This window comes from Stenotrophomonas sp. ZAC14D2_NAIMI4_6 (assembly GCF_003086875.1).
Lineage (GTDB): Bacteria > Pseudomonadota > Gammaproteobacteria > Xanthomonadales > Xanthomonadaceae > Stenotrophomonas.
Genome location: NZ_CP025996.1, coordinates 187,132 through 208,821, shown reverse-complemented (window position 1 = coordinate 208,821; position 21,690 = coordinate 187,132). Strand labels below are relative to the sequence as shown.

Genomic DNA, 21,690 nt, shown 5'->3' with positions numbered 1-21,690 from the left:
GCCGGGTACCGCGCTGCTCGCGGCCGGCACTGCCCGAAGGCCATACTAGAGCATGACCTTGCGCATCATCATCGCAGACGATCACCCCGTGGTCCGCATCGGAACCCGCGCGGTCATCGAATCCAGCGGCGTGGGCCGGGTGGTTGGCGAAGCCGACAATGCCCAGGCCCTGATCGCACTGCTGGCCAGCCAGCCCTGCGACCTGCTGGTCACCGACTATTCCATGCCCGGCAGCGCCCAGGCCGACGGCTTCGCGATGATCGGCATGATCCGCCGCCGCTATCCCGATCTGCCGGTGCTGCTGCTCAGCGTGTCCAACAACCTGGCCATCCTGCGCATGGTGCTGGACAGCGGCGTGCTCGGCCTGGTGGACAAGAGCTCGTCCATGGAAGAACTGCCACAGGCGATCCAGGCGGTCTACCGCGGCCAGTCCTACATCAGCCGCAGCCTGCGCGAGCGCGTGGAAGAGGCCGGCAGCTGGCGCATGCGCGAAGGCGACGGCAAGCCGCTGTCACCGCGCGAAGTGGAAGTGCTGCGCCTGCTCGGCACCGGCATGACCGTGAAGGAGATCTCGCTGCAGCTGCACAAGAGCGTCAGCACCATCAGCCGGCAGAAAGGCGATGCCATGCTGAAGCTGGGGCTGAAGGGCGACGCCGAGCTGTTCGATTACCTGCGCGACGGCAAAATCTGAGAACTGATTCACGGTTTCACGGTGGCCGCCCGCTGCTGACACTGTGATCGACGCCACAGCTGTGCCATGATCCGCGCCGATGGGCTCTCCCATGCGAGGTCGAAGGAATCGACCGGCCCATCACCACGCTGCCCGACTGCGGGCGGCGCGCATTCTGCGTTGGCCATCCGGCCCGACGCCCGCACACCATGGAGAGGCGCATGACCCATTCCCCCCGATACGTCCCGGCTGCCGCCCGCCCGCGATTGCGCATGGCGTTGGCTGGCCTGGCCGTTTCGCTGCTGGCCAGCGCCTGCACTCCCTCGACCTCGACCGCGTCACCCCAGGGCGCCGCCGCGCCACGACAGGAAGTTGCCCCCATGCAGAACTCCGCCACCGCCGCCGCGACCCCCGCCGCGGTTGCCACCCCGCCCGATGCCGGCAGCGTGCTGTATTTCATCTACCAGGTGGATGGCGACGGCGCCGTCTCCTACGAAGTGGCCAATGGCGCCGTGGCGACCTTCTGGTTCGGCCACAGCTACGAAGTGGCCGGCACCCGTTACTACACCGGCTTTGCCTGGAACACGCCGCAGAAGTTCGGCAAGCCCGGCGAAGACGACGTGGGCCCGGAAAGCCGTGTCACCCTGTCCGAAGCCACCTTCACCCTGAGCGGTGACAAGCCCGACCGCCCCTGGGTGTTGAAGGGCGTGGAGCCGTGGATCGGTGCGATCGGCGCCTATGGCACCGCCCCGGACGTGGACGGCAAGCGCAAGCCGGTCGAACACCGCACCGCCGCCGGCAAGCTGGTGCTGGCCGTGCCCACCCGCAGCTTCAGCAACGGCACCAGCGTGGAAGGCTACGAGATCCTGGTGTTCAACCCGGACTACGAGACGTCCGAAGATGGTCAGGTCTGGGCCAGTGCCGGCACGGTGAACACCGGCGAAGACAATTCGGCTGCCTGCGACGACGGCGCGGTGATGCCGTGCATCAGCAACCAGGGCACGCTCAGCTTCAGCGCCGTGGCGGGCAGCGACCTGCCGGCCATCACCGTGGCCGCCACCGGCACCACCATCGATGCACCGGGGCAGACCCGTGCACTGGGTGCCGGCGATGCGCGCCGCTATTACTACGACGCCGCCCGCAAGGCCTACGTCGCGCAGTAACCCTTACACGCAGTACCTGTTGACCGACATGTTGATGACTCACGGATGAGTCCGGTTGGCGTAACGCGGCACAGGCCGCTCCATCAACCCCAGAGGAAAACGTCATGGCACAACGTGACTACAGCAGACAGGAAGTTCTCGACATCATCGAACAGGTGGCCCAGCGCAAGGGCATTCCCAGCGAAGACTTCCTGCGCTTTGCCCATATCGAGACCGGCGGCCAGTTCGACGAGCGCGCGCACAACAGCCGCACCGACGCCAAGGGGCTGTTCCAGTTCCTGCCGTCGTCGGCGCGCCAGTACGGCCTGAGCGGCCACGAGTACGACCCGACCCGCAACACCGAAGCGGCCGCGGACATGTTCCAGCGCAACCTGGCCGACATGGAAAAGCGCCACGCGCGCACCGGCCACCCGTACCTGTCCGGCGAAGCATCGCCCACCGGCCTGGACCTGTACCTGGCCCACCAGCAGGGTGCGGCCGGTTACGGCTCCATCCAGACCGCCATCGCCACCGGCACCTTCGGCGTGGTGCGTGATGGCCACGGCGAACCGATCAACATGCGCCCGCGCATCATGGGCCAGATCGGCAGCGACATCGAAGCGCTGACCGGCCACACCCGCGCGGAAATGCGCACGATGAACGACAAGGACCTGGCCAGCACCTTCGCCCAGTACTACGACCGCAAGTACGACGGCATCAGCATTCCGGAAAAGAACATCGCCGCCATCAGCGCCGATGCGCCGGCGCGCAGTGCACCGGTGCAGGCCGCCGCGGGCCCGACCCAGACCGTGCCGGCGCCCACCGCCGCCACCGTGTCGGCTGCAGCGGCGGCCAACCAGGACAAGCCGGGCATCGCCCTGACCGCCGCCTACGATGCCGGCGTGAAGTACGACGATGTGAAGTACGCAATCAACATCGCGTCCAGCCAGTACTACCGTGGCAACGGCATCACCGGCAAGAACGTGGACCAGGGCTACGTGGACTGCTCCGGCTGGGTCGGCACGATGCTGAACAAGACCCAGGACGAGATCAACCAGAAGGCCGGCCACGCCGTCTATGGCGATGCCGACAAGATCAAGCTGGGCTTCGCCGGTTCCGGCGGCATCGTGCAGCAGGCCTACAAGGATTCGGGCGTGCTGCTGCAGCGCGACGACATCCTGAAGCCGGGCGCGCTGCAGGAAGGCATGGTGATCGGCCTGGACACGGCCAAGACCAAGCACGAGCACTGGAACGGCATCGACCACATCGTGATGGTGGTGCGCGACCCCAACACCGACAAGCTGCTGATCAGCCAGTCCACCGGCAAGCTGGGCGTGCACACCATGCCGGTGGAGGACTACCTGAAGCAGGTGGAAAACCACCCGAACTGGAAGCTGTTCGCCTCCGACCCGCTGCACAAGGCGCGCGACCTGCTGGAAAACCGCAGCCAGACCCAACAGCACGAACAGGGCAAGGAAGCACCTGCGCAGGCCACCGCCAGCGCGCCGCGCAGCGAGATCCACCGCAATGGCGACCACAGCGAAGGCGTGCGCAAGGCGCAGGAACAGCTGGGCCACCTGGGCTACGTGGGTGCCGACGGCAAGCCGCTGTTCGAGGATGGCAAGTTCGGCCGCAACACCGAAGCGGCCGTGCGTGAGTTCCAGAAGGACAACGGCCTGGCCGTGGACGGCATCATCGGCCCGAAGACGCTCGATGCCATCAACGATGCGCGCGAACGTCCGCTGCTGAACGACGAACGCCACCCGCGCAACCCGATGTACAACCAGGCCGTGCACGGTCTGGAGCAGTTGCCGCCCGGTACGTTCAAGGACCGCCACGCGCTGGAAGCCACCGCCGCCACGCTCACCCGCGACGCCCATGCCGCCGGTCTGCAGCGCATCGATTCGGTGGTGCCCAGCATGAACGGTGAACGTCTGTTTGCCGTGCAGGGCGCGATGGGCGACCCGGCCGCCGTGCGTGCCTCGGTCGATGCCAAGGCCGCCAGCGAACAGAGCGTGGCCCTGAGCAGCGGTGCCGTGCAGGGCGCACCGAACGTGCTGCAGCAGCAGGACGATCAGCAGCAGGAACAGGTGCGCCAGAACCAGCGCGCGATGGGGCACTGAGGCCGGTGGTGCCGGCTTCGGGTCAGAGCCCTTTCCTGCGGAAGGGGATCTGACCCTGGGTTCGGATTCCGTCCGCAGGGCGGGCTCCGAACCTTCGGTTCAGCTTTCTCCTTTCAGGCGGGCTTCATGGCGCATGACGCTAGATGAATGCGCACGCCGACCGGGTGGCCCACGCAATGTTCCGGCAATGTCCGAAGCCCAGCGTGGTACCTGCGGCAGCCACGGCGCCCTGGCGCCTTCCCTGCCCCGCGTGGCATGCCCCCAACTGGAGACCCGAACATGCTCAATACGTCCTCACTCAGCTTCCGCAGCCTCGGCCTCGCCCTGGCGCTGCTGGCCGGCTTGGCCGTGGTCGGCGATGCCAGCGCCCTGTCACGCAAGGACAAGCGCACCGTGGTCGGTGCCGTGGTGGGCGGCGTGGCCGGTCACCTGATTTCCAACGGCGACCCGACCGCCACCGTGGGCGGTGCCGTGGCCGGTGGTGCCATCGGCAACCTGACCACCAAGGACCGTCACGACGATCGTCGCTACGACCGCCGTTATGACCGTCGCTACGGCCATGACCGCGGCCACGACCGCCGCTACTACCGCCACGACGATCGCCGCTACCGCCACGACCGCGGTCGCCACCGCGGCTGGTAAGTACACCTGGCAACACCCGGAACGCCGGCCGCAGTGACGGCCGGCGTTCTGCTGTTCAGCGCACGTGGTCCAGGAACTGCCGGTGGCGGGCGTACTGATCCAGCACATCGTGGATCAGCTGCACGCGGGTCCAGCCCATCACGTCATAGTCCTGCCCGCCCTCGCGCAGGTAGACCTCGGCGCGGAAGTAACGCCCGGCCTTGGCGGCACGGCGCGGGTCCTGCAGGGTGAAGCTGGGCGGCTCGTACGGCTGCGGCCGCACCGAGTAGAAGAAGTCCATTTCCTGGCCATGGCCGACCTGCAGCCAGGCGCGGCCATCCTCGCCCAGGGTCACCTCGACCTCCAGCTCCTGTCGCCGCAGTTCACCGGCCACGTCCTGCAGGGCCGGCATCACCTGCTGGTCGATGAAGCGCAGCACCTCGGCCTGCACCGGGTTGTGCGCCAGCAACCGCAGGCGCGCACGCCAGTCATCGCTGGTGCCGGGCAGGATGCGTGCGTCGCGGATGATCGAGCGCTTGGTGGCATCCAGGCGCATCGCTTTCAGCAGGCCCCAGCACATCAGGATCATCACCAGGGTGAAGGGGAACGCGCTGGCGATCGTGGCCGCCTGCAGTGATTCCAGGCCACCGGCAAACAACAGCGCCACCGCCAGCGCACCCACCAGCAACGCCCAGAAGATGCGCTGCCACAGCGGTGATTCCTCCTCACCCTTGGAGGTGAGCATGTCGATCACCAATGCTCCCGAATCGGCCGAGGTGACGAAGAACAACGCCACCAGCAGCACCGCCAGGCACGAGGTTGCCATCGTCCACGGCAGGTGGCGCAGGAATTCGAACAGCGCCATGGAGCTGTCGCTGGAAACGGTCTGCACCAGTTCCTGTACCCCTTCGGCGCGCACCATGAACAAAGCGGTGTTGCCGTAGATGGTCATCCACAGGAAGGTGAAGCCCAGCGGCACCAGCAGCACGCCCACCACGAATTCGCGCACGGTGCGGCCACGCGAGATACGCGCGATGAACATGCCCACGAACGGTGACCAGGCGATCCACCAGCCCCAATAGAACAGCGTCCAACCGCCCAGCCAGCCGGTGGGCTCGTAGGCGTACAGGTTGAAGGTCATCGAGAACAGCTGCGACACGTACATGCCGGTGTTCTGCACCAGCACCTGCAACAGGTGCACGGTGGGCCCGCAGACCAGCACGAAGGCCAGCAGTGCCGCCGCCAGGATCATGTTCAATTCCGACAACCTGCGCACGCCGCTGTCCAGGCCCGCCACTACCGAGCCGGTGGCCACCAGGGTGATGACGGCGATCAGCACCACCTGGACCAGCGTGCTCACTTCCAGCCCGAACAGGTAGTTCAGGCCCGAGTTGATCTGCATCACGCCCAGCCCCAGCGAGGTGGCCAGGCCGAAGATGGTGCCCAGCGCAGCAAAGGTATCCACGGTGTGGCCGATCGGCCCGTGGATGCGTTCACCGATGAGCGGGTACAGCGCCGAGCGCACGCGCAGCGGCAGGTTGTGGCGGAAGCCGAAGTACGCCAGCGCCAGCGCCACCACCGCGTAGATCGCCCAGGCATGCACGCCCCAGTGGAAGAAGGTGATGCGCATGGCCTGGCGCGCCGCCGCGGCCGATTCCGGCGTGCCGGTGGGCGGGGTGGCGTAGTGCATGATCGGTTCGGCCACGCCGAAGAACATCAGGCCGATGCCCATGCCGGCGGCAAACAGCATCGCGAACCACGAGGCATAGCTGTAGTCGGGGCGACTGTGGTCCGGGCCCAGCTTGATGCGGCCATAGCCGCTGATGGCCACGCCCACCACGAACACCAGGAAGCCGGCGACGGCCAGGATGGTGAACCAGCCGGCATCGTTGGCGGTCCAGGTCTTGGCGGCGGTGAACCAGCGTGTGGCCAGGTCCGGGGCGAACGCGGCCAGGGCGAGCAGGGCGATGACGATCGCCGCGGTGGGAATGAATACCTGCGGCAGGATGCGCTGCCTGACGGGGGTGGGGTGCGGAGCGGAGCTCGGCATGTCGTCCTCCGTGAACGGAAATGCGTGAAGGGAATACGCGGCGGACCGCGATGAAGGGCGTCCTAGAAGTAGAAACCGATATTGAGGTTCAGGCGTGAGTGCCAGCGTGAGGGCCCTTGCGGGTCCAGGCCGATGCCATCGCCGCCGGCGAACCACATATTCTTCCCGGCGATCCAGTCGATGTAGGTCAGCATCATGCCCCTGCCCAGGCTGCAGCCGGTGACGTTCTGCCACGAGTCGCGCATGCCGGGCTGGCGTTGCAGCGGGCGGGTCATGCTCAGGTTGTTGTAGCAGGTGATGTCATCCAGCCAACGCTGTTCGCCAAACGAATAGGCCACGTTGACGCTGGGCACATCAGCCTTGCGCGCGATCTGGAACGGTGCCTGGAAAGCCGATAACGCGATCGTCGCGCCCGGCACAGCGTAGTGGTAGCGCGCCCATTGCAGCTGGGTGGTCCAGCCATCGCGCGCCCATTGCGCATGCACGGCCATGCCGTGGTGTTCATGATGGCGGCGCGTTTCCACGTTCTGCACCGAACCGCTGAACGCCGACGCACCCAACAACAGGGTTCCACCGTGCCAGTCACGGTCATGCTCGTAACGCAGGTTTACCCGGTCGCGCTCGCGATAGGGCAGCTCCGGCGTGCGCGCCACATCGAACGAGTAGCGGTCGTAGCGCGCCGCGTCGCCGTACTCATCGCCGGCAAACCAGCCGACGTGCCACAGGTGGTGGCCACTGCGATGCTGCAGCACCAGGCCGGGATCGTAGTCATCCTCGATGCCCAGGTAGTAGCCAGAGCCGAACCAGAAACTCTGCGAAGCCGTGGGCAGCAGTCCGAACGGCACCTGCTGGATACCCGCACGCAGATCGGTGTCTTCGTTGAACTGCCAACCTGCATAGGCATGGTGGACCGCATCGAAGCCGTCATACCAGCGGTACTGCGCCGAGAAAAACAACGGCCCGGCACCGGCATCGATGTCGGCACGCAGCAGTTCCAGCTGCAGTCCGCTGGTGGGGCCGTAATCCAGCCACCCATAGTTGAAGCGGACGGCGCCGCCTGCGTCGAACCACGGTTCCGCATTGGGATCGTGGGGCTGTGCCAGCGCCTGGCCGGCCGATGCGCACGCCAGTGCGCCAAGAAAAATAGAGAAAAAACATCGCACGATTGCGTCCCGGTGCCTCCCTGTTTCCAAAATGTAAGCCTGCCAGTGTAACCAGCACGGGTATGCGCCCTCTTCACCGGGCCAGCGCAGGAACGCGGCACGGGCGGTACCATGAGCGCGCTGTGCTGCTGCCCATCCGATCTGCGAACGCGCCACCATGACCGATACATCCCACCGCGTGCAGGGCCTGAACAACGATGAGGTCGCGGCCGACTGGCCGGCGATTTCCGCGCAGGACCTGGCCTGGTTGGGGCAGCGCTATACGCAGCTCGGCCTTACTGCCACGCTGCAATGGCACAGCCCGCGCCCGCTCTCGGCCGCGGCGATCGCGCGCGGCGAACACGGCGCCGTTTTCATCAAGCGCCACCACCACAGCGTGCGCAGTGCCGCCGTGCTGCAGGAAGAACACCGTTTCGTTGCCCATCTGGCGGCGCGTGATGTACCGGTGGTGCAGGTGCTGGCTGCAGACAACGGGCAGACCGCGCTGGAGCAGGGCCCCTGGACTTACGAACTGCACGCGGTGGGCGCCGGCGTGGACCTCTATCGCGATGCACCTTCGTGGTCCCTGCTGACCGACATCGCACAGGCGCAGGAAGCAGGCCGCATGCTGGCCCGGCTGCACCGTGCCGCAGCCGATTACCAGGCGCCGCAGCGCGATACCCACATCCTGGTGGCACGCGACGATCTGATCCGCGCACACGATCCCATCGCGGCGCTGCAGGCCAGCCTGCCTGATCGCCCCGGCCTGGCCCGCTACCTGGCGCGCATTCCCTGGCAGGCGCAGCTGCGCGAGCACGTGCTGCCCTGGCATGCCGGCCTGGCCCAGCGGCTGCAGCACGAACCGCGGCTGTGGGCGCACAACGACTGGCACGTCTCCAACCTGCTGTGGGCCCGCGACGGGCAGATCGCCACCGTACTGGATTTCGGCCTGGCCTCGCCCACCAGCGCGCTGTTCGACCTGGCCACGGCCATCGAGCGCAATGCGGTGGCCTGGCTGGAGCTGCAGCGCGGCGCCGACGCGGTGCGCCCCGATATCGCCCTGGCCCTGCTGGCCGGCTACCGGCAGGTGCTGCCGCTGTCGGCCGAGCGCGTGCACCTGCTGGTCGACCTGCTGCCGATGGTGCATTTCGACTTCGCACTGTCCGAAGTGGAGTACTTCGAAGGCATCACCGGCTCTACTGCCAATGCCGACGTAGCCTGGCAGCCGTTCATGCTGGGCCACCCGGCCTGGTTCCATACCGAGGCCGGCCAGGGCCTGCTGCAGGCGCTGCGCGCTGCGGCATAGCGTCCTACAGGCCTGGGGGTCAGAGCCCTTTCCTGCGGAAAGGGATCTGACCCCCAGCCCCGGCCCCCCTGCCCCGTTCCCGGACTCGCAAATCCGTACGGTTTGTAGTGAAATGGTCACCTGAAGCGGGGGTGCCTGGATCTGCCAGGCTGAGAGAGTCCCTTGGAACCTGATCCGGTTTGCACCGGCGTAGGGAGCTTTGAGCAGCTGTCGCACCCCGTTCCCTGGGCCCGTGCGTCCGTGCGCCGTCGCTTCGTCTCCCTTGCTGTCAGAAGACGAACCGAATGAACCGCTGCCTGCGCCCCACCCTGCTCGCCCTGGCCCTGTGTGCCGCCCTGCCGCTGCATGCCAGCGAGGCCGCCACCGATGCCGCCGACACCTCCGATCGTTCGCCCACCGATCTGGCCGCCGTGCGCGTGCAGGCCGGCAAGCCCGCCTCTGCCAGTTCGCGCGCCAATGCCTTCGGCGGTGGCAGCTGGAAAGACACCCCGGCATCGGTGAACGTGCTCGACCGCAGCTACCTGGAACAGCGCCAGGTGCGTTCGCTGTCCGAACTGGCCAGCAACGATGCCTCGCTGGGCGATGCCTATGCCCCGGTGGGCTACTACCAGAACGTGGCCATTCGCGGCTTCGCGCTGGACGCCGCCACCGGCTACCGCTTCAACGGCCTGTCGATGGCCGGCGAACAGCGGCTGGCGCTGGAGAACGTGGAATCGGTGGAAATCCTGAAGGGTGAAGCCGGCCTGGCTGCCGGGGTGATGGCCCCGGGCGGCATCATCAACTACGTGGGCAAGCGCCCGGCCGAAGTGCGCACGGTCACCCTGGGCACCGATTCGGAAGGCTCGCGCTACGCCGCCGTGGACGTGGGCCACTGGCTGACCCCGCGCTTCGGCGTGCGCTTCAACGCCGCCTGGGATGCCAGCGATTCGTATATCGAACACCTCGATGGCCGCCGCAATTTCTATTCGCTGGCCGCCGACTGGCTGATCGGCGAACGCGGCAAGCTGGAAATGGATGCCAACTACCAGACCAGTTCGCAGCGCTCGGCATCGGGCTACCAGCTGCTGGGTGCCAGCGAACTGCCGCGCGGCGTGGACCGTGACCACCTGCTGGGCTACCAGCCGTGGCAGATGCCGGTGGGCATTGCCAGCACCAACATCACTGTGCAGCACACCTACGATTTCAGCAGCAGCTGGCAGTCGCGCGTGGCGTTGGGCCACAGCCGCACGGTGATCGATGACAACGTGGCCTTCGCCTACGGCTGCTACTACGCCGCGCAGTGCGCCGACGGCAGCGTGCCGGGCAACTACTTCGCGCCCAATGGCGATTACGATGTCTACGATTACCGCAGCCCCGACGACACCCGCCGCAACCAGCAGGCACGCGCCGAGCTGCGCGGGCGCTTCACTACCGGCAGCGTGGGCCATGAGCTGACCCTGGGCGGCGAAACCTACCGCCGCACCGTGGACCGCCGCCCCAGCGTGAACGAGTACGTGGGCACCGCCAACTACCACGACGGCCAGGTGCCGGTGTTCGATCCGTCGCCGCTGCAGCCGGGCCCGTCCGCGCGGCGCCTGGACAGCCGCCAGAACGCCTTCTTTGCGCTGAACCGGCTCAGCTTCGGTGACGACTGGCAGTGGCTGGCCGGTGGCCGCTACGTGCGCCTGGACGAGCGCGCCTACGACAAGCGCGGCAACCCGCAACGACACAGCCGCCTGTCGCGCTTCCTGCCGCAGACCGCCCTGGTGTGGAAGGCCACCGACCAGCTGAATGCCTACGCCAGCTACGTGCGTGGCATTTCGCTGGGGCAGGAAGCGCCGTTCTGGACCAGCAACGCCGACACCTTCCTGCCGGCGGTGGAATCGCGCCAGCTGGAAGCGGGCGTGAAGTACGCGCCGAACGAGGCGCTGAGCGTGGGCGCGGCGGTGTTCCGCATCAGCCAGCCCTACCAGTACGCCAAGCCGGACGACAGCGATGTGGGCTTCACCTTCGTGCAGGAAGGCCAGCAGACCCACACCGGCCTGGAGCTGACCGCCAACGGCCAGCTGACCGATGCGCTGCAGGTGGTGGCCAGCGCCAGCGTGCTGCGCGCACGCGCACGCGATGCCGGAACGCCGGCCTATGAAGGGCACCAGCTGGTGAACGTGCCGAAGGTGCGCGCCAGCGTGCACCTGGCCTACGCGCTGCCGTTCGTGCAGGGCCTGCAGGTGACCGGGGGCTGGCGCTACGCATCGGCCAACGTGGCGCGTGCCGATGGCGCGGTGCGTGCGCCGGACTATTCGGTGTTCGATGCCGGCCTGCGCTTCCAGCACCGCCTGCACGAACGTGCGGTCACCTGGAACCTGTCAGTGGACAACGTGTTCAACCGCTTCTACTGGCGTGACACCGGCAGCAGCGCCGGTGATTACTACCTGTTCCCCGGTGCGCCGCGACAGGCGCGCCTGTCGGTGACGTTCGCGCTGTGAACGGGGCCGTGCTCGAGTGGACCGCCGCGCTGTGCAGCGTGCTGGGCGTCTGGCTGATGGCCCGGCGCCGGCTGTCGGCCTGGCCAGTGGGGCTGCTGTCGGTAACGCTGTACGGGCTGGTGTTCGCCGAAGCCAAGCTGTATTCGGACACCCTGCTGCAGGTGATCTTCGGCGGCTTCCTGGTCTACGGCTGGTTGAACTGGCGCCAGCATGCCGCCGATGAAGGCAGCATCCGCATCGTGCCGCTGGCGCGCGGCAAGCTGCTGCGCGACCTGGCCATCGGCGTGTGCGGCGGGGTGGCGCTGGGTGCGGTCATGCACAGCTTCACCGATGCCGCACTGCCGTGGCTGGATGCCCTGCTGACCGGACTCAGCCTGGTCGGCCAGTGGTGGCAGGCACGCCGGCATGCGGCGTGCTGGTGGGTGTGGATCGGCGTGGACGTGGTGTACGTGGGCACGTACCTGTTCAAGTCGCTGCACGTGACCGCGGCGCTGTACGTGTTCTTCCTGGGCCTGGCGGTATTCGGCCTGCGCGCGTGGCAGGCCGCCGCGCGCGCACCGCAGGTCGCCTCGGCCCCGTAGAGTCGAGCTTGCTCGACTGCCCAGGTGCGCCGGGCCGCGCGGCTTCATCCACGCATGGCGTGGATCTACTCGCCCAGGTCGGCCAACACCTTGCGCGAGGGCGCGAAGAAGGTGACGCCGGTGACCGCCGTGGAGAAATCCAGGATGCGGTCGTGCAGCGGCGCCGGATTGCCGATGAACATGCGCTCCAGCATCTGCTCGATCACCCACAGCCGGCGCGTGTAGCCGATGAAGTAGGTGCCGTACTCGTTGTGGCCCGGGCGCGCGAACGGCATGTTGTCGCGCAGGATCTCGTGCTCGCCGTCGGCATCTTCGATGGTGCACAGCGTCTTGTGCGATTTCTGCGCATCGGCCGGTGCATCGTCCAGTTCCATGTTGTCGTGCTTGGTGCGGCCGATGATGGCTTCCTGTGCTTCGGTCTTCTGCGCGCGCCAGGCCTCCAGGTTGTGCAGGTACTTCTGCACCACCACGTAGCTGCCGCCGGCATGGTCGGGGTCTTCGTCGCCCACGATGGTGGCCTCCGGCAGCGACAGCCCTTCCGGGTTGGCCGTGCCATCGACGAAGTCGAGCAGGTCGCGGCCGTCGAAGTAACGGAAGCCGGCCACTTCATCCACCGTTTCCACCGCATCGCCGAAGGCCAGCAGCAGGTTGCGCTCGAAGGCCACGATCAGGTCCTGGGTGCGCGCGCGGATGTGGTACAGCAGATCACCCGGGGTGGAAACCGCGGTGTGGGTGGCGCCCTGGATCTGGCGGAACGGCTTCAGCTCGCGCGGCGGCGTGCTGCCCACCAGCGGTTCCCACACGCGATGGCCGATGGCCACGTTGCAGGTGAATGTGCGCTCGATCTCGCGGATGGCGGTGTTCTTGATCAGATCGTCCGTGCTGCCCAGCACCTGCCGCACCGTGGCGATGGAATCGGCATCGTCCTTCACCTTCAGCACCAGGAAGGCCGCGCAATGGGTCAACGGCGCAGTGATCTGCTGCGGCTCGTTGTCCAGCGTGTGGTTCAGGGCGGTGATCGGGGCGGGCTGGGAATTCATGGAACATCCTGCTGGCTTGAGGCGGCGATCATAGCCGAACCACCCCGAACACGGCTGCAGTAGAGCCACGCCATGCGTGGCTGAGGAGAGCATCCACGCATGGCGTGGATCTACCGTTGGGCGACGCGGCGATTCCAGGCAAAAAAGAAGCCCGGCACAAGGCCGGGCTTCGGATGGCATGCGGGAGAGAGAGAGAGTCACATGCCACTTACACGCACTAACGACAGAGCGATGTCTTACCAGCTGAAGCGCGGACCCACGAACCACTCGCGATCGCCGGCCTTGGCCAGCTTCACTTCGCCGCTCAGGCCCCAGTTCTGGTTGAACTTGGCGGTGGCGCCGACGCGGCCGTAGAACTCGCCTTCCGGATTGATGCCGTGCTTCTTGCTGTAATCCTCGTAACCGGCCAGCGCATAGCCTTCCAGGTACGGGTTGAACGCGGTACGCAGACCCACTTCGGTGGAGTAGCCGTTGAAGTCCAGGCCGTGCTTCAGGTCGAACTTCTGGTACGCAACACGAGCCACCAGGTCGGTGTTCGGTGCGATGCCATAGTTGTAGCCGGCACCGATGCGCCACTGGGCGACATCGTTCTTGAAGGTGTCGGTTTCCTGCTTGCTGTAGTCACCGAAGACCGAGAAGTTCGGGTGCACTGCAACCGAGCCCTTCACGCCCCAGCCATCGGCGTCGCCGCCCTTGGCATCGGTGTTCACGTAACCGCCTTCAACGTAGTTGTACGACAGGCCATCGGCAGCCGATGCAGCGAACGGCAGGGCAGCCAGCAGACCCAGGGCAAGCAGCGAATTCTTGATCATCGGGACACACCTTTAATTATTTTTGGTTTCGTCGGCCGCCTCCCGGGAGAGGGAGAGAGGAGGCGGTCGACAGGTGTGAATTATCCGTTTGCTGGTGAAATCGACCCTGAATATTGTACTGACCAGTACATGAATGAAGTTCCCGTTCAGGGAACTTGTAGTGGTTTGGCCCGATGGATGGGAAGTTCGTAGAATCCCTCACAACGTGACGATTCCCCGCGATGCGGGGCGATTTAACGTAAGTCCTCGCCAGGGCGAGGGTTCAGTACCGCAGCCAAGGCTTGGGATCGGGTGAGCGAGAACTTTCTGAGCAGGGTCGAGGGCGGCGGCCCCACCGTGCAGCGGGGTAAGCAGGCAAGACCTGCCTTCAAACCTCCAGCGACGAGGTGATGCACGCGATGTCTCGTGCTGGCGGTCGACCTGCTTGCCCGGCTGAACCACACGGCTGATCCCCCACGCGCGTACAAGGACGACCCATGCATCCCCTGTTGCAGTTCCTGCTGAGCGCACTGGCCGGGGTGGTGTTCCTTCACTACCTGGTGGGGCGGGACTACTGGCGTGGCTTTGGCTGGTTGATCGGCCGCTGGGATCCCAACCTGGGCCACGCCAGCGAAGATGCACTGATCACCTCGGCCCACCGCATGATGGCGCTGATGGCGGCATTGCTGCTGGGCTGGGCCATCGCCGGCCCTTCCCCGTACCGTGACAACTGGGAAATGGAAGTCATGGGCCTGGCTGCCGGCATGCTGGTCACCTATGTGGTGATCATTGCCAGGGCGTCGGTGCGCGCGGCGGGTTCACCGCGCTAGGCCGCGCGAGCTTCAACCGCCGCCTTCCAGCCGCTTCAGATAGCGGTCGGTCCATGCCACAGGTCATGCAGGTTAGGCTTGTCGTCCACGCAGACGGAATGGCACATCATGCAGATCAAGCCCCTACGCAGCCCCATGGACGTCGTGCGCGACTGGGCAGAGGAACTGTCGATAAAGCGCGGGCGTTCAGCGCAGGAACTGCGCGAAAGAGGTCTGGGCGTGCTCGATTTCAGCCATGCGCGCCGTGTTGAACTGCGAAGTCGCGGCGGCTTCTTCATGGCCGTGCCGCTGTCCTTCTGCGTGATCGATGAAACGAAGGGCGTGGCCGTCTTCAGCGAACACGACGGGTATCTCGAGTTCCGCCTGGACGAGGATGACGAGGTAACCGAGATTGTCGAGGACCGCTACGTGCACGAAGGCTGAGTACGGATCTGCCGTTCGAAACGGCGCCGCCTACAGCCGACCCAGCGCGCGGTAGCGGGCTGTTCCCTGCGTGACCAGCTGTGCCAGTTCGTCCATCAGCACCGGATCCCATGTGTCGAAGTTGAAGCAGGACTTGCCCTGCATGCGCTTCTTCAACGCCGGGCTGATACCGGCCAGCAGCTCGGGGAATTCATAGACCGGCATGAAGTGGAAGGCGTGCTTGCGCCCGGACACTTTCACCGCGCCGAAGAACTGCGGCTTGCCCTTGGCATCGGGGTGCGGGCCGTTGGCGTAGAAGTGTTCGGGGCTGTCGTGCACCACCTGCAGTGAACCGGCGGCGTCGCGCAGCAGGCTGCGCAGTGCGGCGAACAGGTCGACAGGCGTTGTGGCATCCGTCATGGCTCGGGCCCTTATCGGAACAACGTGGAGGAACGGTGCGACGGTTTGGGCGCAGCGTAGCACTGCAGCGCTGTCGCAACTGGCACTGGATGGTGCGCAGCAAAGGGGCGCGATGAAGACCGTTGTCGCATATCGGCACTGGGCGGCGTTCGCCTGCGTCACGTGTTGCCGCAGGGGTTTGGACGGCATGGAAGACTACGCAGGCGCGTCGCACCGTGGTGCGATTGCAACTTGTCTGATGGGCGCAGCGCGGCTGCGCGGGTAGACAGGGTGGGCCACCAGCGCACCGGTGGCCGGGCCTCGAAAACCCGTGCTTCTGCTTGATTACGCTTGCCAGCCGGCGTCGCCTAACGTGGCGCCGGCTGGCAATCCGTCTGCCGGCCATGGCGGGCGGAGCGTGGAGGCCTTGTGCCTGCCGGAATAGCAGAAGCCCCGGTTTTCGAGCCACGTCTCCGCCCGCCACCTTTGTGTGGCGGCCACCGTTCGTCCCGCACGGAGCCCCAGCCATGACCACCCCGGAATTCCCCCGCCTGCACCCGCACCGCGCTGCCCCCAGCGCCGATCAACCGGCCACGGCCGACACCGCTGAACTGCCCAGCGCCTTCGTTGCCGCGCTGCGCCGCATCGGCCAGGGCGCGGCCGCCGATGGCCAGCCCTGGCCCGAACGCCAGTTGATGCCCGGCCGGCAGCAGGCACTGGCCGACGCCGAATGCGCGTTGTCCGGCCTGCGTGTGGGCCTGGAAATGCTGCTGGCCGCCGAGCGTATCCGCCAGAACGGCCCGCCCAGCGATCACCCCGGCGACCGCGTGGTGGAAGGGCTGATGATGGCCTGCCTGGCGATGACCGCGCAGATCAGCACGCGCCTGCGCCCGGACGCATAGCCCAGGCCACCCGCTTACCGGCAGTCCTCGTCCTCGCCGGCCAGGGTTGCCGGGTCCAGCGGCCGCAGGTGGGCGATGCGCTGGCGCTGTTCGTCGTTGGGCCCGCCCAGCCAGCGCACCTTGCAGCGCGCGGCCAGCCGGCCCACCATGCGCCCCTGCTCGGGCGAGTACAGCACCGCCAGCGCGGTGCCGGGGCACTGGTGGGCTTGGCAGGCGGTGTAGAACCACCAGGCGCCGTCCTGCAGCTGCACCGGTTGGCCCGGTGCGCTGGGCCCACTGAGCAGCCGTTCGCGCAGCGGCGCGATGCCGGGCTCGCTGGACTCGGCATCTGCGGTGTCCTGCATGAGCGCGTCGAACGCAGCCAGCAGCCGGGCGTCCTTGCGTCCGCAGTCGTCCACCGTGTTGCCGCCCACCAGGGTGAAGAAGTAGGTGGCCAGCGGACTGTCCTGGCAGCTCAGTTCGCCGCTGGGGGTTTCGCCTTCGGGCTCGCCTTCGTTGTCCCACACCGATGGGTCAACGCCGTCTTCGATGGACGGTTCGGGTTCGGGTGCGGGTACGGGTTCGGGTGCCATCGGCGTGGGTGCAGGCGCAGCCTCTGCCTGCGGTGCCGGTGTAGGTGCCGGCGAACACGCAGCCAACAGCGCGATGAGCCATGAGATGGCGAGATTCCTGGACTTCATTCCCTGTCCGTGTCGTGATGTAAAGCCGCGATTGTAGATCCACGCCACGCGTGGATGGGCCGCGCGCGGTGATGCACTGTGCCAAGCAAGCTTGGCACCTACCAGGAGCGGGTTCCCGCAGGTTGTAGATCCACGCCATGCGTGGATGGCCGCGCGCGGTGATGCACTGTGCCAAGCAAGCTTGGCACCTACCAGGAGCGGGTTCCCGCACGTTGTAGATCCACGCCACGCGTGGATGGGCCGCGTGCGCTGATGCGCTGTGCCAAGCAAGCTTGGCACCTACCAAAAGCGGGTTCCCGCACGTTGTAGATCCACGCCACGCGTGGATGGGCCGCGCGCGGTGATGCACTGTGCCAAGCAAGCTTGGCACCTACCAGGAGCGGGTTCCCGCAGGTTGTAGATCCACGCCATGCGTGGATGGGCCGCGCGCGGTGATGCACTGTGCCAAGCAAGCTTGGCACCTACCAAGAGCGGGTTCCCGCAGGTTGTAGATCCACGCCATGCGTGGATGGCCGCGCGCGCGCCCCAAAAAAAACCCCGGCGCTGGGCCGGGGTTCTTCAGATCACTTGAACAGGGTATCCGGGTATTCCGGTTTCTGTTCCCGCGCCAGCAACGCGCGCAGGCCTTCTTCAGGCGTCTGCTCGCCGTGCAGCACGGCACGCACGCGGTCGGAAATGGGCAGGTCGATGCCATGACGGCGCGCCTGTCGCATCACTTCGTCGGCGGTCTGCACCGATTCAACCACCTGGCCGATTTCGCGCACGGCATCCTGCAGCGTCTGCCCACGGCCCAGGGCCAGGCCCAGGCGGCGGTTGCGCGACAGATCGCCGGTGCAGGTCAGCACCAGATCGCCCAGCCCGGCCAGACCCATCAGGGTTTCCGGCTTGGCACCGATGGCCGCGGCCAGCCGCAGCATTTCGTTCAGGCCACGGGTGATCAGGCCGGCACGGGCATTCAGGCCCAGCTGCATGCCATCGGCCACGCCGGTGGCCACGGCCAGCACGTTCTTCATGGCGCCACCCAGTTCGGCACCCACCATGTCATCGCCGGTATAGGCACGGAACGCCGGGCCATGCATGGCTTCGGCCACCGTCTGCGCGAACTCGGGCACGTCGCCGTGCACGGTGATCGCCGTCGGCAGGCCCTGGGTCACTTCCTTGGCGAACGACGGCCCGGTGACCACGGCCAGCGGCACGTCGTCTCCCAGGATTTCGCGCGCTACTTCGTGCAGGAAGCGGCCCGAACCCGGTTCGAAGCCCTTGGTGGCCCAAGCCACGCCGGCACCGGCCGGTCGCAGCGGCGCCAGCGCGCGCACGGTTTCATTGAACGCGTGCGACGGGGTCACCACCAGGATCCAGGCGGCATCCTGCAGGGCGGCCGCCATGTCGGTGGTCGCGCGCAGGCTGTCCGGCAGCGGGATGCCCGGCAGGTAGCGGGGGTTTTCATGGCGCTGGTCGATGGCCTCGACCACGGCGGCATCGCGCCCCCACAGCACGGTCGGGTGACCGTGCCGGGCGAGCAGCGTGGCCAGCGCGGTTCCCCAGGAACCGGCGCCAAGCACGGCGACTTTGTCAGCGGTATCGCTCATCCGTGACGTCGTAGCCAAGCTCAGGCGTTGCCGGCCGGCTCGGAATCAGCCAGCGACGGCGCGTCGCCCTGTTCCTGGCGCTGGCGCAGGGTTTCGGCGTACAGGCCTTCGAAGTTGATCGGCTGCAGGAAGAACGGCGGGAAGCCGCCGGCCTGGATCAGGTCGCTGACCAGCTGGCGCACGTACGGGAACAGGATGTTCGGGCACTGGGTGCCCAGCAGCACGTCGATCGACTGCGGGTCCAGGCCGACCAGACCGAACACGCCGGCCTGCTTCACTTCGGCCACGTAGGCGGTGCGCTCACCGGCCTGGCAGGTCAGGGTCACGGCCAGCACGACTTCGAAGGCGTTTTCGCCCAGGCGCTGCACCTGCTGGTTCAGGTTCAGCTGCAGCTCCGGCTGCACCTGGTCATTGAAGATGGTCGGCGCGTTCGGCGACTCGAAGGAAACGTCCTTGACGTAGATCTTCTCGACGGTGAAAGCGGGGCCGGTAGCGGCATCGACCGGCGCAGCGGCGCCGTTGGTGATCTCTTCGGACATTTCCTGTAACTCCAGATGAATGCAATGAAAACGTAGGTCGAACTACAGCGATGGGGGCGGCAGGCGGCCCACACAAGGCCAATGCCGCCACCGCGTTCGATCAGTTGCGACCCTTGACCAGCGGCAGTTCGGCCTGCTGCCAGGCGGGAATGCCGCCGTCGAGCACGAACACTTTTTCGAAACCGGCCTTCTTCAGCGCCTTGGCGGCGGTTTCCGAGGCGTTGCCGCTGCGGCACACCAGCACCACCGGGCTCTGCTTGGCGTTGGCCACCAGCTTGTGCTCCGGACCGAACGCGCTGGCCTGCGCCTGGCGGCTGCCGGCAATGTGGCCCTTCTCGAAGTCGCCACTGGCCGACAGGTCGACCACCACGGCGCCGCCGGCATTCATCAGCTGGGTCAGTTCAGCCGGCTTGATGCCCTTGAAGCCCCGGAACAGGCGGCGGACCTCGGTGACGATGATCGCCACGGTCAGGCCCACCAGGGCTGCGGACAGCATCGGGTTTCGGCCGGCAAAGGCCAGCAGCTCTTCGTAATTCACTCAGATCACGGGTCTATAAGCGGGGGCCGATTGTCGCACAAGCCGCAGGCGGGCCGTCACTGCCCCTGCCAGAGGTCCGGCAGGCCGGCCGCCTGCCACCAGCGCTTGGCTTCCGGGTCCCAGCGCCAGCGCTCGGTCACCACCACGGTGCGCTCGGCCTGGGTGTTCTGGTTGATCACCCCGATTTCCACCCGGCGCTCGACCTGGCCGCCGTCCAGCGAAGCCGAGCTGCGCTCGCGGTAGGACGACACCCGCAGCTGGGCGTAGCGGTTCAGCTCGAACTGGGTGGGCGGCTTGTCCTTGCGCAGCTGCGGGTCCAGGTAAGCGATGGCGTCGTCCATCGTGCCCCAGCGGATGGTGGCCCCGTAGGCGATCTGGGTTTCTTCCAGCAGCTTGCGCTGCTTGCGGGTCAGATCGTCGGCGGCCGCGCCGGCAACGGCGCTGACCAGCAGCAACGAACACAACAGGATCTGGATCAAGCGGCGCATCGGTGGGTTCCCCAAGGACGTCAGCCTGACATCCTACCCTTTGGCGAAGGCAACGAAGCGACCACTGAATTCAGCCGCCGGCCGGCCATCGGCGCCGGGCTGGGTGGCGACGATGCTGATGCGTGCCTTGCCGCGCTGGCGGAAGGTGGACAGGAAGGTGTCCCAGGCGCTGCTTTCGGCGGCGGCCGCATGGGCGTGCAGGTCCTCGTAGACCGGCGCCAGGTAGCGCAGGTTGCTGTCGGCCACGTAGACCTCGGCGTCGTGCCCGGCCAGGCGCAGGCGCAGGCTGACCAGGGCCCAGCCGGACAGGGTGAGCACCGAGGCCAGGCTGCCGCCGAAGGCATTGCCCTTGTCGTTGACGTTGGCGGCCAGCGGCGCGGTGATGCGCAGCACGCCGTCGGCGTAGCCATCCAGACGGATCTGCATGGCGCGCACGGCCGGCATGCAGTCGAGCACGTCCTGCAGGGAGGCCAGCGAGGAAGTCAGGGCATCAACGGACATCGAGCAGCAACCACGACAACGAAGGGCCCGCATAATGACGTCAATGCCCAACCATACGATACCCACTGGCTGGACCCTGATATCGCTGCGCCCGCAGGGGCAGCATGCCGGGCTGCGCCGCGCCGCAGCCCGCTACGGCGGGACCACGCTGGCGTTTTCGCCGTGGCGGCTGCGGCGCTTGCAGGGCGCGGCGGTGGAACAACGGCTGAACCAGGCGCTGGCCTGCCCGCGGGTGGTCTTCACCAGCCCGGCGGCGGTGGCGGCTGCAGCGGCGTGGGTGGACCTGCCCGCCGCGCAGCGCGGCCCGTGGCTGACCGTGGGCGAAGGCACCGCACGTGCATTGCAGGCGCTGGGCGTGGCCGACGTGCAGGCACCTCAGCGCATGGACAGCGAAGGGCTGCTGGGCCTGCCCGCCCTGGACAACGTGCAGGGGCTGCAGATCGGCCTGGTAACCGCCCCCGGCGGCCGCGGCCTGATTGCGGCCCAGTTGCAGCAGGCCGGCGCGCAGATCCTGCGTTCGGACGTCTACGAACGCGTGCCGCTGCGCCTTCCGCGCCGTACCTTGTCGCGCCTGGCCCAATCGGCGACACCCTGGCTGCTGGCCGTCAGCAGTGGCGAGGCGTTGCAGCGGTTCTGGCAGCAGTTGTCACCGGCCTGGCAGCAGCGCCTGCGCCAGCAGGCCACCGTGCTGGCCGCCAGCGAACGACTGGCCGCGCAGGCGCAGGCGCTGAGCCTGCAGCGCGTGGTGCGCAGCGAAGGCCCCACTGTCGCGCAGATGACCGCGGCCGCACACGCCGCACTCACCGCCCCGGCAGCGAACTGAACAGGCGCTGGGCACACGCTTGCTGCGCTGATCGCCAACGGTGATGCTGTGTGCAACGCCGCCGGCCG

The 21,690-nt window shown here is 67.1% G+C and carries 22 protein-coding genes and 1 riboswitch; of the genes, 11 read left to right on the top strand and 11 right to left on the bottom strand.

The window, feature by feature from the left end:
- The first annotated feature begins 52 nt into the window (after nucleotides 1–52).
- From C1933_RS00860 to C1933_RS00845, 4 genes are all read left to right on the top strand, one after another.
- Nucleotides 53–691, top strand: coding sequence for a response regulator transcription factor (locus C1933_RS00860; RefSeq protein ID WP_108748073.1), 639 nt, complete (start codon nucleotides 53–55; stop codon nucleotides 689–691).
- Nucleotides 692–1,050: 359 nt separating this feature from the next.
- Nucleotides 1,051–1,833 (top strand): hypothetical protein, encoded by a 783-nt coding sequence (locus C1933_RS00855; protein WP_108751806.1) that lies wholly within the window; start codon nucleotides 1,051–1,053, stop codon nucleotides 1,831–1,833.
- Nucleotides 1,834–1,937: 104 nt separating this feature from the next.
- Complete coding sequence (locus tag C1933_RS00850) at nucleotides 1,938–3,935, top strand: XVIPCD domain-containing protein (RefSeq protein ID WP_108751805.1); 1,998 nt, start codon at nucleotides 1,938–1,940, stop codon at nucleotides 3,933–3,935.
- A gap of 279 nt (nucleotides 3,936–4,214) precedes the next feature.
- Nucleotides 4,215–4,577, top strand: a complete 363-nt coding sequence (locus C1933_RS00845; RefSeq protein WP_108751804.1) for a glycine zipper 2TM domain-containing protein — start codon at nucleotides 4,215–4,217, stop codon at nucleotides 4,575–4,577.
- Nucleotides 4,578–4,632: 55 nt separating this feature from the next.
- Here C1933_RS00845 and betT read toward each other — a convergent pair whose 3' ends face one another.
- Nucleotides 4,633–6,606, bottom strand: a complete 1,974-nt coding sequence (betT, locus tag C1933_RS00840) for a choline BCCT transporter BetT (RefSeq protein ID WP_108751803.1) — start codon at nucleotides 6,604–6,606, stop codon at nucleotides 4,633–4,635.
- A gap of 62 nt (nucleotides 6,607–6,668) precedes the next feature.
- Nucleotides 6,669–7,928 carry a hypothetical protein gene (locus C1933_RS00835; RefSeq protein ID WP_234414605.1) on the bottom strand — a complete coding sequence of 420 codons (1,260 nt, stop codon included), beginning with the start codon at nucleotides 7,926–7,928 and terminating at the stop codon, nucleotides 6,669–6,671.
- Here C1933_RS00835 and C1933_RS00830 point away from each other — a divergent pair.
- The 3 genes from C1933_RS00830 to pnuC all read left to right on the top strand — a co-directional run bounded on the left by C1933_RS00830 (nucleotide 7,927) and on the right by pnuC (nucleotide 12,100).
- Complete coding sequence (locus C1933_RS00830) at nucleotides 7,927–9,054, top strand: phosphotransferase (protein WP_108751802.1); 1,128 nt, start codon at nucleotides 7,927–7,929, stop codon at nucleotides 9,052–9,054. The two genes, C1933_RS00835 and C1933_RS00830, sit on opposite strands and share 2 nt — an antisense overlap.
- A 117-nt stretch (nucleotides 9,055–9,171) precedes the next feature.
- Nucleotides 9,172–9,267, top strand: a riboswitch (TPP riboswitch).
- Between the two features lie 71 nt (nucleotides 9,268–9,338).
- Nucleotides 9,339–11,519 (top strand): TonB-dependent siderophore receptor, encoded by a 2,181-nt coding sequence (locus tag C1933_RS00825; protein WP_108751801.1) that lies wholly within the window; start codon nucleotides 9,339–9,341, stop codon nucleotides 11,517–11,519.
- A gap of 8 nt (nucleotides 11,520–11,527) precedes the next feature.
- Nucleotides 11,528–12,100, top strand: coding sequence for a nicotinamide riboside transporter PnuC (gene pnuC / locus C1933_RS00820; protein WP_108754686.1), 573 nt, complete (start codon nucleotides 11,528–11,530; stop codon nucleotides 12,098–12,100).
- Nucleotides 12,101–12,165: 65 nt separating this feature from the next.
- On the opposite strand, the gene C1933_RS00815 is transcribed toward pnuC, so the two are convergent.
- Nucleotides 12,166–13,140 (bottom strand): Dyp-type peroxidase, encoded by a 975-nt coding sequence (locus C1933_RS00815; RefSeq protein WP_108751800.1) that lies wholly within the window; start codon nucleotides 13,138–13,140, stop codon nucleotides 12,166–12,168.
- Nucleotides 13,141–13,376: 236 nt separating this feature from the next.
- On the bottom strand, nucleotides 13,377–13,949 hold the full coding sequence (locus tag C1933_RS00810) for an Ax21 family protein (protein WP_199911434.1): 573 nt from the start codon (nucleotides 13,947–13,949) through the stop codon (nucleotides 13,377–13,379).
- Between the two features lie 479 nt (nucleotides 13,950–14,428).
- On the opposite strand from C1933_RS00810, the gene C1933_RS00805 reads away from it, so the two are divergent.
- Together C1933_RS00805 and C1933_RS00800 are read left to right on the top strand one after the other, a co-directional pair.
- Entirely contained in the window at nucleotides 14,429–14,761 is a 333-nt protein-coding gene (locus C1933_RS00805) for a hypothetical protein (RefSeq protein ID WP_108751798.1), read from the top strand.
- Nucleotides 14,762–14,869: 108 nt separating this feature from the next.
- Nucleotides 14,870–15,184 carry a hypothetical protein gene (locus tag C1933_RS00800; RefSeq protein WP_159093923.1) on the top strand — a complete coding sequence of 105 codons (315 nt, stop codon included), beginning with the start codon at nucleotides 14,870–14,872 and terminating at the stop codon, nucleotides 15,182–15,184.
- A gap of 30 nt (nucleotides 15,185–15,214) precedes the next feature.
- Here the strand turns inward: C1933_RS00800 and C1933_RS00795 are convergent, their stop codons facing one another.
- Entirely contained in the window at nucleotides 15,215–15,583 is a 369-nt protein-coding gene (locus C1933_RS00795) for a hypothetical protein (RefSeq protein ID WP_108751796.1), read from the bottom strand.
- Between the two features lie 506 nt (nucleotides 15,584–16,089).
- On the opposite strand from C1933_RS00795, the gene C1933_RS00790 reads away from it, so the two are divergent.
- Nucleotides 16,090–16,464 carry a hypothetical protein gene (locus C1933_RS00790; protein ID WP_108748053.1) on the top strand — a complete coding sequence of 125 codons (375 nt, stop codon included), beginning with the start codon at nucleotides 16,090–16,092 and terminating at the stop codon, nucleotides 16,462–16,464.
- A 14-nt stretch (nucleotides 16,465–16,478) separates the two neighbouring features.
- Here the strand turns inward: C1933_RS00790 and C1933_RS00785 are convergent, their stop codons facing one another.
- From C1933_RS00785 to C1933_RS00760, 6 genes are all read right to left on the bottom strand, one after another.
- On the bottom strand, nucleotides 16,479–17,036 hold the full coding sequence (locus C1933_RS00785) for an Ivy family c-type lysozyme inhibitor (RefSeq protein WP_234414604.1): 558 nt from the start codon (nucleotides 17,034–17,036) through the stop codon (nucleotides 16,479–16,481).
- Between the two features lie 671 nt (nucleotides 17,037–17,707).
- Nucleotides 17,708–18,733, bottom strand: coding sequence for an NAD(P)H-dependent glycerol-3-phosphate dehydrogenase (locus tag C1933_RS00780; protein ID WP_108748051.1), 1,026 nt, complete (start codon nucleotides 18,731–18,733; stop codon nucleotides 17,708–17,710).
- A 20-nt stretch (nucleotides 18,734–18,753) separates the two neighbouring features.
- Nucleotides 18,754–19,272, bottom strand: a complete 519-nt coding sequence (gene secB, locus C1933_RS00775; RefSeq protein ID WP_004153553.1) for a protein-export chaperone SecB — start codon at nucleotides 19,270–19,272, stop codon at nucleotides 18,754–18,756.
- A gap of 100 nt (nucleotides 19,273–19,372) precedes the next feature.
- Nucleotides 19,373–19,810: a rhodanese-like domain-containing protein gene (locus C1933_RS00770; protein WP_108748050.1), complete on the bottom strand. Its 438-nt coding sequence runs from the start codon at nucleotides 19,808–19,810 to the stop codon at nucleotides 19,373–19,375.
- 56 nt (nucleotides 19,811–19,866) lie between these two features.
- Nucleotides 19,867–20,298, bottom strand: a complete 432-nt coding sequence (locus C1933_RS00765; RefSeq protein ID WP_108751794.1) for a hypothetical protein — start codon at nucleotides 20,296–20,298, stop codon at nucleotides 19,867–19,869.
- A gap of 33 nt (nucleotides 20,299–20,331) precedes the next feature.
- Nucleotides 20,332–20,799, bottom strand: coding sequence for a YiiD C-terminal domain-containing protein (locus tag C1933_RS00760; RefSeq protein WP_108748048.1), 468 nt, complete (start codon nucleotides 20,797–20,799; stop codon nucleotides 20,332–20,334).
- Nucleotides 20,800–20,833: 34 nt separating this feature from the next.
- On the opposite strand from C1933_RS00760, the gene C1933_RS00755 reads away from it, so the two are divergent.
- Nucleotides 20,834–21,622: a uroporphyrinogen-III synthase gene (locus C1933_RS00755; protein WP_108751793.1), complete on the top strand. Its 789-nt coding sequence runs from the start codon at nucleotides 20,834–20,836 to the stop codon at nucleotides 21,620–21,622.
- Nucleotides 21,623–21,690: the final 68 nt, after the last annotated feature.